Origin of the sequence: Micromonospora luteifusca, assembly GCF_016907275.1 — a bacterium.
Taxonomy (GTDB): Bacteria; Actinomycetota; Actinomycetes; order Mycobacteriales; family Micromonosporaceae; genus Micromonospora; species Micromonospora luteifusca.
In genome coordinates, this window is the sequence record NZ_JAFBBP010000001.1 from 4,428,357 (window position 1) to 4,438,459 (window position 10,103).

The window sequence follows — 10,103 nt, forward strand, 5'->3', positions numbered from 1 at the left end:
CGAAACTCAGAGCAGGTCGCGGCGACGGAACACGGCGAACGCCGCAGCGGTCAGCCCGCCGGTGAGCGCGAGCAGCACCAGCAGCGACGGTCCCCAGGTCAGGCTGTAGAAGCTCTCGCAGTAGTCGTTGCCCACGTTGTCGGCGCAGATCTTCGGATCCCAGTACCTCGCCTCGCCGGTGAGCCACGCCCCGATGTGGCTGGAGAGCATCAACTGGTCCGGCCGTCGAGCATCGACGATCTCCAGGACCAGACGCCCGCCCAACTCCCACACCACCGCGTACGCCGCCACCGCCCCCAACGCCGCCGACGTGTGCCGACCCAGCGTGGCTATCGCGAAGCCCAGCGCGGAGGCCAGCAGCACCAGCACCATGCCGCGGCCGTGCACCGCGCCGAGCGAACTCCAGAAGTCACCATACAACCGGCCAGGCAACCCGGCGGTCTGCCCGATGACCCAGAACGTGGCGAGGTAGGCCACCGACGCCAGCAGGGACAGGACCAGCACCACGCCGAGCAGGGTGCCCAACTTGGCCGCGAGCACCGTCAGACGGCGCGGTCGCCAGAGGAGCAGATTCACCACACCGCCGGAGTTCAGGTCGGCGCCGATGTAGGAGGCGCCGACCAGGAACCCGAAGAGCACCAGGAACGCGATGAGGAAATAGAGCAACGGGAATGCCTGCTGGGCGAAGCTGAACACACCCGGCAGGTAGTCGGCGGCGATCGGCAGCTTCTCCAGCCGGATCGGGTCGATCTCGGAACAGTCGGCGGGGAAGTAGCGTCCCGTGTCCTCCGTCGGGAGCGAGCCGCTCTGGCGGGCCAGACACTCCTGGTACAACAACTCCATGCTCTGCCGCGCCTGGGAAGCCTGCGCCCGGGCCGAGTTCAACTCGTCCGCGTTCGGCTTGTGGGAGCCGGCCAGAGTGGTCGCCGCCGTGATCGCGAACGCCAACGCCAACAGCACGACCATGAGCTGTACGAAGCGACGCGCGGACAGCCGCTCCAACTCGGCACGAACCAGGTTCACGCGTCCACTCCCCGATCGAGATTGATCACAGCATCGCCCTGATCGGCGTACGGCAGCGCCGAGTCGTCGACCTGCCGGGGCACCGACGAATGCTCGTTCGCACCCGTCAGCTCCAGGAATACGCTCTCCAGATCCGGCCGAAGCGGCGTCAACTCGCCCACCCACAGCCCCTGCTCGCCGAGCACCCGGCTGACCACCGTCGGGTCGCTCACCCCGCCCACCACCAGCGCCCCGCCGTCGACGACCGCCGTCAGCTCGGCCGCCTGCAGCAACTCGGCAGCGCGCTGCGGCTCGGCCACCCGCACCAGGAACTCGTGCCGGTCGTGGCCCGCCAGCACCTCGTCCACCGGGCCGGCCGCCACCCGCCGCCCCCGCGAAATGATCGTGACGTGGTCGCAGATCAGCTGGATCTCGCCCAGGATGTGGCTGGACACCAGCACGGTCACCCCGTTCGCGGACAGCGACCGCATCAGGTCCCGCATCTCCCGGATGCCCGCCGGGTCCAGCCCGTTCGCCGGCTCGTCCAGGATCAGCAACCGTGGGTCCTTCAACAGTGCGGACGCCACCGCGAGGCGCTGCTTCATGCCCAGCGAGTAGCCCTTGACCCGCTCATCGCCCCGGTCGCGCAGGCCCACCAGCTCCAGCGCCTCGTCCACCCGCGAGATCGGCACCCCACCGGCACGCGCCAACAACCGCAGCGTGCGATACCCGGTGAAGTTGCCGAAGAACTGTGGGCTCTCGACGATGGCGCCGACCTGGCCAGCCACCCGCGGCAACAGCTCCGGCGACGGTTCACCGAGCACGGTCATCCGCCCGCTGTCGGCGCGTACCAGCCCCAGCAGGGCGCGCAGGGTGGTGGTCTTGCCCGAGCCGTTGGGGCCGAGGAAACCGTGGACCTGGCCCGTCTCGACCAACAGGTCGAACCCGTCCACCGCCACCCGCCGGCCGTTCCGCACGCTGTGGAAGGTCTTGCGCAGACCCTCGATCTCGATGACCGCGCTCATCCGCGCGGCTCCGTACCTCGACTGGGCATGGGCCGTCCTCCGGGTGTGGTGATCAACGACACGGCGCTTCACCCTATGGCCGAGGCGCCGCCCATGGGGGGCGCCTCGACGCTGCGTGGTTGGATGGTGTGGTGACTGGTGATCTGATCCCCGGCGTTACCGGCGCCGCGCCTGCCGCCGCCCCCGTGGACCCGGATCTGGTGGTCAGCCTCGACGGAGTCGGCGTACGCCGGTCTGGCACCGCCCTCCTCCAGGACCTGACCTGGCGGGTCGAGTTGGACGAACGGTGGGTCGTCCTCGGCTCCAACGGTGCCGGCAAGACCACCCTGCTCAACCTCGCCGCGGGCCGACTGCACCCCACCACCGGCGTTGCGCACGTGCTCGGCGAGCGGATCGGCCGCACCGACGTCAACGAGCTGCGTACCCGGATCGGGCTCACCACCGCCGCGCTCGCCGAGCGACTGCCCGCCGACGAGCAGGTCAGCGACGTGGTGATGACCGCCGCCTGGTCGGTGGTCGGCCGCTTCCGGGAGAGCTACGAGCGCGGTGACGAGGCCCGGGCGCGGGCGCTGCTGAGCCAACTCGGCGTCGGTGGCCTCACCGAACGCCGCTACGGCACCCTCTCCGAGGGTGAGCGCAAGCGGGTGCAGATCGCCCGTGCCCTGATGACCGACCCGGAGTTGCTGCTGCTCGACGAGCCCGCCGCCGGGCTCGACCTGGGTGGTCGGGAAGACCTGGTCGCCCGGCTGGCCGAGCTGGCGTACGACCCGGACGCCCCGGCGATGGTGCTGGTCACGCACCACGTGGAGGAGATCCCACCGGGGTTCACCCACGCGCTGCTGCTGCGGGAAGGCGGAGTGGTCGCCCAGGGTCTGCTCGCCGAGACGCTGACCGGCGACAACCTCTCCAAGACATTCGGTCTGCCACTGGTGGTCGAGCGGTCGGGCGACCGTTACACCGCCCGGGCCGCCTGAGCGCCGGACCGGGCGGAGACGACAGTGCCGCAGACCCGGGTTGCCGTGGTGGGCAGCGCCAACATGGACCTGGTCGCGATGGCGCCCGCGCTGCCGCGAGTGGGCGAGACCATGCTCGGCACCGACTTCGTGATGGTGCCCGGCGGTAAGGGCGCCAATCAGGCCGTCGCCGCGGTTCGGGCCGGCGCCTCCTGCGCGTTCCTCGGCGCGATCGGCTCGGACGCCTTCGGCGTCACCCTGAAGGCGCGCATCACCGCGGCCGGGGTGGACACCAGCCAGCTGCGCGTGGTCTACGGCACCTCGGGGGTCGCGCTGGTGATGGTCAACGCCCAGGGTGAGAACGCCATCATGGTGACTCCCGGTGCGAACGACGCGCTGGTCGGGCTCACCGAGGAGGAGCTTGCCACGGTACGCGCGGCGGACGTCCTGGTCGCCCAACTGGAAATCCCGGTGCAGACCGTGACAGCCGCCGCAGTGGCCGCCCGCGCCGCCGGCACCCGGGTCATCCTGAACGCCGCCCCGGCCCGGGAGCTCCCGCCCGAACTGCTCGCCGCCGTGGACGTGCTGGTCGTCAACGAGGGCGAGGCGCAGACGCTCGCCGGCCGTGGCCGGGAGGAGCCCCGGGCGCTGCTCGAGCTGACCCCCCGCGCCGTGCTCACTCTCGGCGGCGAGGGCGCCTGGTACGTCGACCGGGACGGCGCCGAAGTGCACGTGCCGGCGGTCCAGGTCGACGTGGTCGACTCCACCGCCGCAGGCGACGCGTTCACCGCCGCGCTGGCCGTCGGCTGGGGCGAGGGACGCGACCTGGTCGACGCGGTGCGCTGGGCGTCGGCGGCCGGCGCTGCCTGCGTACGCAAGCTCGGCGCCTCGGTGGCGCTACCCCGACGCGCCGAGATCGACGAGCTGTACGCCCCGGCCTGAGCGCGTCCCGCGCTGAACCGGCCTGACCGCGTCGGCGGGTTACGTCCGCTGACCCGCGCCGGTGCGGAAGGCCCGGCGGTACGCCGACGGTGAGGTCAGCATGACCCGGCCGAAGTGGTGCCGATAGGTGACCGGCGTGTCGAAGCCCACCGCGCGGGCGACCTGCTCGACCGAGGCGTCGGTCTCCTCCAGGAGGGTCAGGCTGGCCCGGATCCGCTGGTCGATCAGCCAACGGATCGGGCTGGTTCCGGTGGCCAGGGCGAAGTGCCGCAGGTAGGTGCGGGACGACATGTGCGCCCGCCCGGCGAGCTGGGCCACGCTCAGCGGCTCGGCGAGATGGGCGAGAGCCCAGTCGATGCTGCCCGCGATGCGGTCGTCGTCCGGGTCGGCGGGTACCGGTGCCTCGACGAACTGGGCCTGCCCGCCGTCGCGGTGCGGCGGGATCACCAGCCGTCGGGCGACCGCGTTGGCGATCGCCGCGCCATGGTCGCGCCGGATCACGTGCACGCAGAGGTCCAGCCCGGCCGCGCTGCCGGCACTGGTGAGCAGGTCACCGTCGTCGAGGTAGAGCACGTCCGCGTCCACCTCGACCCGCGGGTAGCGCCGCGCCAGCAGCTCCGCGTACCGCCAGTGGGTCGTGGCCCGTCGACCGTCCAGCAGCCCCGCTCCGGCCAGCGCGAACGCGCCCGAGCAGATCGACATGAGCCGAGCACCGCGCCGGTGCGCCTGGCGGAGCGCGGTGATCAGCTCGGGCGACGGGTCAGCGGTCACGTCCGGCACGCCGGGCACGATCACCGTCCGCGCCGCCGCCAGCTCGGCCAGGCCGTACGGGGTGTGCAGGCTGGCTCCGCCGACCACCGGCACCGGCCCCGGTTGCTCGGCGCAGACCACCAGGTCGTACCAGTCGACGTCGAACTCGGGTCGGGCCAGCCCGAAGACCTCGGTGACGATGCCGGTCTCGAACACCGACATCCCCGGGTACGCGAGCACGGCGACCCGGTGCGCGGCCGCTGGTCGTCGGGGTGCTGGTAGCAGGCGCGGGCGGGTTGTCGTGGCCGGGATCGGCATGGCGGGATGTTAGCGCACGACGTCGTTCGTGCCACTCGTCCCGAGGTGGCGTGCCGGCGAGGATCGGTGCATGACTTTCGCCTTCGCCGTTCCGCCGGCCGATCCGGCCGCCGCCGCCACCTACTTCCACAACCGGCTCAGCGTCGAGACCGACGTCAGTGATGTGCACGCCGACCTGTCGGCCCGTACCCCGGGTCTGGTGGTCGTCGACTCCCGGGGCGCGGCCGCCTGGGCGCAGGGGCACCTCCCCGGCGCGGTGCACCTGCCCACCGCCGAGATCGCGAGCCGGGCGGCGGACCTGATCCCGCCGGGCTCGGCGGTGGTGACGTATTGCTGGGGTCCGGGCTGCAACGGCGCGACCCGGGCGGCCCTGGAGTTCGCCCGGCTCGGCCATCAGGTGAAGGTGATGCTCGGCGGGTTCGAATACTGGGCGCGGGAGGGGCTGCCGGTGGTGACGGAGGCCGGGCTGACCCGGAGACCGGTCGATGGCCTCACCGCGCCCGCCACGACGATCACCTGCGACTGCTGAGCCACAGCGCAGGCGGGCGAGGGCTCAGCCGACGGGCTCGTCGGCGAGCTTCTCGCCGCGTCGGCGCAGCATGCCCAGCCCGGGGATGCCGGCCACGGCGAGCTTGAGATCGCGGGTCACATCGAGCAGGTCGTGCAGGTCGGGACCGACCCGGTCCAGTGTGGCCAGGATCGGCAGGATGTCGGCCGTCAGGTGTTCCTTGAGCTTGGGCAACTCGTCGATCAGGTGGATCGCCGCGCTGATCTCCTCGTGACTCAACTCCTCGACGAACCGCCCGGCCATCGGCGCGGCCCGGCGCAGCGCCGGCTCGTACGCCGCCAGCAGCTCGGCCGCCGTGGCGGCGGCCTCCGTCGCGGTGCCCACGGTGGCGGCGGCGCGGTTCGCCACCCGGTCGGCCTCGGCGACCACCACGGCGGCGGCGGTGGCCACCTCGGTGGCCGTGTCGATGGCGGTGGTCGCGGCTGCGCTGATGACAGCCACCTCGCGAACCGCGGCCTCGGCGTCGGTGAGCACCTGGTCGGTCCGGTCCAGGGTCGTCTCGATCCGGTCGACCACGCCGTTGATCCGGGCCAGCAGCGCCTCCACCCCGTCCAGCACCGCGAACGCGCGGGCGGGCACGGCGGCCATCGAGGCGGCCGAGCCGAGCGCCTGGTCGAGAGCGGAGCGGGTCAGGCCGACCACGGCGGCCGGGGTGGGGAGGGGAATCGCCATGGGGTCAAGTGTGCGTCGGCCGTGCCATAACCGCCTGACGGCGACGCCGCGGTGATGTTCATCGATGGTCCCCGTGCTGTTCGACGGCACGCTGTACGGCCCGGTAGATCTGGCCGAACCGTAGTGCGTCCGGGGTGCGCACCAGCAGATCCTCCTGGCCGTGGTGCTGCACCCACAACTCGTGCACATGGCTGCCGCGCTCATAGGAGCGGTCCAGCCAGCCGAGGGGGATCTCCAGGAACGGCACCAGCACCAACGCCCCCACCGCGCAGGCGGCGAGGATGATCAGCGCCAACTGCCAGTTGCCCCGGTCCTGTGCCGACCACGCCAGTGACAGCACGCAGACCACGGCGACCAACGGCGGCAGCGAGAGCAGCAGCACCAGGACACCGCGCCCCAGCACACGGCCGCGTACGGCGAGGGTTTTCTGGCCCCGTGCGTGCCAGACGAACGTCACGTCGGCGAGGGCGACCACGTGACCGCCCGCCCGGATCGACTCGGAGGTCACCTGCACCGCGTCGTCCCGGTAATAGAGGGTCATCACTAAGCCTAACCACCGGGGGGCTGCGGGCGCAGCGAAGGACGCTAGCCATCCGCTTTGGCTGCCTGCCATGTCGATGTGCTGTTGAGCGGTATACCTCAGAGGTATGAATATGACTTTGAGGTATACCGCTCACTACCGCATCCGCCCTGACGGAGGTGACCGACGGTCACCTCCGCCTGCCGGGTGCGCCCACAGCCCAGACCGGGGTTAGGACTTACTCGTCTAGCGGCGGGTGCCGGGGCGGGCCGGTTGGCTGTGCTCGACCGCCCGTTGCACCGCCCGGTAGATCTGCCCGAAGCGCAGCGCGTCGCCGGTGCGCAGCAACCGCACCGGCTGACCGCGCCAACGGGCCCAGATCTCCAGTTGGCGGCTGCCCCGGGTGTACGAGCGGTCCAGGTGTTCGAAGAGGAAGTCGGCGACCGGCCCGACGGCCAACCCGACCAGCACCGACGCGCCGACGATCGCGATCGTCACGGTGGGCGAGCGGTGCAGCCAGACGGCGACGCCGATGCCGAGCACCGCCGCGACCAGCGGACCGGCGAGTGCGGCGCCGATCGCGCCCCGGCCCACGAGCACCCGCCAGGAACGGGTGCCACGGCGGTGCCAGATCATGGTGATGTCGGCCAGCGCGTAGCTGCGGCCGTCGACTCGGAAGGCGGTCGAGGTGACCTGCACCGACCTGTCGTCGTAATAAGTGGTCATGGCTGGACTCCCGCCCGGGGGGCTGACACCACACTACTTACCCAAACGAGCCGGGTCGTAAGGTTGGCACGCGACTTCGACGAGGAAGTGAGGGCAGCGTGGGCGAGTTCGTTCGGCTGGAGACCAAGGACGGCATCGGCACGATCCGGCTGGAGCGGCCGCCGATGAACGCGCTCAACACCCAGGTGCAGGAGGAGTTGCGTGCCGCCGCCGATGCGGCCGCCGCCGACCCCGACGTCCGCGCCGTCATCGTGTACGGCGGGGAGAAGGTCTTCGCCGCCGGAGCCGACATCAAGCAGATGGCCGAAATGTCCTACGTGGACATGGTCGACCGGGCCCCGAACCTGTCCAGCGCGCTCGGCGCGATCGCCCGGATCCCCAAGCCGGTGGTCGCCGCGATCACCGGTTATGCCCTCGGCGGCGGCTGCGAGCTGGCGTTGGCCTGCGACTGGCGGGTGGTCGCCGAGGACGCCAAGCTCGGCCAGCCGGAGATCAAGCTGGGCATCATCCCCGGTGCGGGCGGCACCCAGCGGCTGGCCCGCCTGGTCGGCCCGGCCCGCGCCAAGGACCTGATCATGTCCGGGCGGATGGTGGACGCGCAGGAGGCGCTGCGGATCGGCCTGGTCGACCGGGTCGCCCCGGCCGCCGAGGTGTACGACACGGCCGTCGCGCTGATCACCCCGTACCTGACCGGGCCCGCGCAGGCGCTGCGCGCGGCGAAGCTGGCGGTCGACGGCGGCCTGGACATGGACCTGAACTCGGGCCTGGCCTGGGAGACGCAGCTCTTCGCGGCGCTGTTCGCCACCGACGACCGGCGCGAGGGCATGGTGGCCTTCGTCGAGAAGCGCAAGCCGGGTTTCACCGGCCGCTGACCCATCGGCCCGGCGGCCCCAGCTGCCCCTGACCTCGGCGGCGTCCACCGGCCGGGACCACGGTCGGACGGTCAAGTGACCGGCCGGTAACCTGTGATCCCGGCCACGGACGATGGGAGCGACATGACCGAGCGGATCGAGGGTCACGGCGGCGAGTTGGCGCTCGCGGCACTGCGCGCGCACGGCGTACGGGAAATGTTCACACTCTCCGGCGGGCACGTCTTTCCGCTCTACGACGCCGCGCACAAGACCGACTTCCCGATCTACGACGTCCGGCACGAGCAGTCCGCCGTCTTCGCCGCCGAGGCGGTGGCCAAGCTGCAGCGCCGCCCCGGCCTCGCCGTGCTCACCGCCGGCCCCGGTGTCACCAACGGCATCTCCGGCATGACCAGCGCGTTCTTCAACGCCTCGCCGGTGCTGGTGCTCGGGGGTCGCGCGCCCGCGTTCCGCTGGGGCTCCGGCAGCCTCCAGGAGATGGACCACCTGCCCCTGGTCTCCCCGGTCACCAAGCACGCCGAGACGGTATTCAGCACCGACGACATCCCGCGTGCGGTCGGTGCCGCGCTCACCGCCGCGCTCAGCCCGCACCGCGGCCCGGCCTTCCTCGACTTTCCGCTCGAGACGGTCTTCTCGGTCGCCGAGGTCGAGTTGCCCGCCGTGACGGGCGTCGACCCGGTCGTACCGGACCCGGAGGAGGTCGGCCACGCCGCGATGCTCATCGCCGCGGCGCAACGGCCGGTCATCATCGCCGGCTCCGACGTGTACGCGGGCGACGCCGTCGCCGCACTGCGCGAGGCGGCCGAGGCGTTGCAGGTGCCGGTCTTCACCAATGGCATGGGTCGTGGCTCGCTCCCGCCGGAGCACCCGCTCGCGTTCGCCAAGGCCCGCCGGGCCGCGCTCTCCGGCGCCGACGTGGTCGTGGTGGTCGGCACCCCACTGGACTTCCGGCTCAGCTTCGGTGACTTCGGCGACGCCAAGGTGGTGCACATCGTCGACGCGCCCAGCCAGCGGGCGACGCACGTCCAGCCGACTGCCGCCCCCGCCGGTGACCTGCGCCTGATCCTCTCCGCGCTGGCCGACCACTCCGGTGACCGGGCCGACCACACCGACTGGATCGCCGACCTGCGCCTCGCCGAGGACGCGGCGAAGGCCCGGGACGCCGCCGAGATGGCCGCCGAGACCGACCCGATCCGCCCCGCCCGGATCTACGGCGAGTTGCGTCGGGTGCTGGCCCGCGATGCGATCACCATCGGCGACGGTGGCGACTTCGTGTCGTACGCCGGGCGCTACCTGGAGCCGGCCCAGCCCGGCACCTGGCTGGACCCGGGCCCGTACGGCTGCCTCGGCACCGGCATGGGCTACGCGATGGGTGCCCGGGTCAGCCACCCCGACCGGCAAGTCTGCGTGCTGATGGGCGACGGTGCCGCGGGCTTCTCGCTGATGGACGTCGAGTCGCTGGTCCGCCAGAAGCTGCCGGTGGTGATCGTCGTCGGCAACAACGGCATCTGGGGGCTGGAGAAGCACCCGATGCAGGCCATGTACGGCTACGACGTGGCCGCCGACCTCCAGCCGGAGCTGCGCTACGACAAGGTGGTCAGCGCGCTCGGCGGGGCAGGGGAGACGGTCGCCAAGGCGGCCGATCTGGGCCCGGCCCTGCAGCGGGCGTTCGACGCCGGCGTGCCGTACCTGGTCAATGTGCTCACCGACCCGACCGACGCGTACCCCCGATCGTCGAACCTGGCCTGAGTCGCACCC

At 71.8% G+C, this 10,103-nt stretch carries 11 protein-coding genes; 5 read left to right on the forward strand and 6 right to left on the reverse strand.

The annotated features are described in order from the left end of the window. Nucleotides 1-6: 6 nt before the first annotated feature. Together JOD64_RS20225 and JOD64_RS20230 are read right to left on the reverse strand one after the other, a co-directional pair. Nucleotides 7-1,023, reverse strand: coding sequence for an ABC transporter permease subunit (locus tag JOD64_RS20225; RefSeq protein WP_204943645.1), 1,017 nt, complete (start codon nucleotides 1,021-1,023; stop codon nucleotides 7-9). Then, the gene (locus JOD64_RS20230; protein ID WP_204943646.1) at nucleotides 1,020-2,027 is read right to left on the reverse strand and encodes an ABC transporter ATP-binding protein; all 1,008 of its coding nucleotides are present in this window, start codon (nucleotides 2,025-2,027) and stop codon (nucleotides 1,020-1,022) included. Before JOD64_RS20230 ends, JOD64_RS20225 begins: the two co-directional genes overlap by 4 nt. A 131-nt stretch (nucleotides 2,028-2,158) precedes the next feature. Here JOD64_RS20230 and JOD64_RS20235 point away from each other — a divergent pair, with 131 nt between their 5' ends. Together JOD64_RS20235 and JOD64_RS20240 are read left to right on the forward strand one after the other, a co-directional pair. After that, complete coding sequence (locus JOD64_RS20235; protein WP_307813516.1) at nucleotides 2,159-3,001, forward strand: ABC transporter ATP-binding protein; 843 nt, start codon at nucleotides 2,159-2,161, stop codon at nucleotides 2,999-3,001. Nucleotides 3,002-3,025: 24 nt separating this feature from the next. Beyond that, nucleotides 3,026-3,922 (forward strand): ribokinase, encoded by an 897-nt coding sequence (locus JOD64_RS20240; protein WP_204943648.1) that lies wholly within the window; start codon nucleotides 3,026-3,028, stop codon nucleotides 3,920-3,922. A 39-nt stretch (nucleotides 3,923-3,961) separates the two neighbouring features. On the opposite strand, the gene ftrA is transcribed toward JOD64_RS20240, so the two are convergent. Beyond that, on the reverse strand, nucleotides 3,962-4,990 hold the full coding sequence (ftrA, locus tag JOD64_RS20245; protein ID WP_204943649.1) for a transcriptional regulator FtrA: 1,029 nt from the start codon (nucleotides 4,988-4,990) through the stop codon (nucleotides 3,962-3,964). Nucleotides 4,991-5,060: 70 nt separating this feature from the next. Here ftrA and JOD64_RS20250 point away from each other — a divergent pair, with 70 nt between their 5' ends. Beyond that, nucleotides 5,061-5,519 (forward strand): rhodanese-like domain-containing protein, encoded by a 459-nt coding sequence (locus JOD64_RS20250; RefSeq protein WP_204943650.1) that lies wholly within the window; start codon nucleotides 5,061-5,063, stop codon nucleotides 5,517-5,519. A 24-nt stretch (nucleotides 5,520-5,543) separates the two neighbouring features. On the opposite strand, the gene JOD64_RS20255 is transcribed toward JOD64_RS20250, so the two are convergent. The 3 genes from JOD64_RS20255 to JOD64_RS20265 form a co-directional block, all read right to left on the reverse strand. Continuing rightward, a complete protein-coding gene (locus JOD64_RS20255) occupies nucleotides 5,544-6,230 on the reverse strand; it encodes a hypothetical protein (RefSeq protein ID WP_204943651.1) in 687 nt (228 codons plus the stop codon). 58 nt (nucleotides 6,231-6,288) lie between these two features. Then, nucleotides 6,289-6,771 (reverse strand): DUF6232 family protein, encoded by a 483-nt coding sequence (locus tag JOD64_RS20260; RefSeq protein WP_204943652.1) that lies wholly within the window; start codon nucleotides 6,769-6,771, stop codon nucleotides 6,289-6,291. A 225-nt stretch (nucleotides 6,772-6,996) separates the two neighbouring features. Next, the gene (locus JOD64_RS20265; protein ID WP_204943653.1) at nucleotides 6,997-7,476 is read right to left on the reverse strand and encodes a DUF6232 family protein; all 480 of its coding nucleotides are present in this window, start codon (nucleotides 7,474-7,476) and stop codon (nucleotides 6,997-6,999) included. A gap of 98 nt (nucleotides 7,477-7,574) precedes the next feature. Here JOD64_RS20265 and JOD64_RS20270 point away from each other — a divergent pair, with 98 nt between their 5' ends. Together JOD64_RS20270 and JOD64_RS20275 are read left to right on the forward strand one after the other, a co-directional pair. After that, entirely contained in the window at nucleotides 7,575-8,348 is a 774-nt protein-coding gene (locus JOD64_RS20270) for an enoyl-CoA hydratase/isomerase family protein (RefSeq protein WP_204943654.1), read from the forward strand. 123 nt (nucleotides 8,349-8,471) lie between these two features. Then, the gene (locus JOD64_RS20275) at nucleotides 8,472-10,094 is read left to right on the forward strand and encodes an acetolactate synthase (RefSeq protein ID WP_204943655.1); all 1,623 of its coding nucleotides are present in this window, start codon (nucleotides 8,472-8,474) and stop codon (nucleotides 10,092-10,094) included. Nucleotides 10,095-10,103 lie beyond the last annotated feature (9 nt).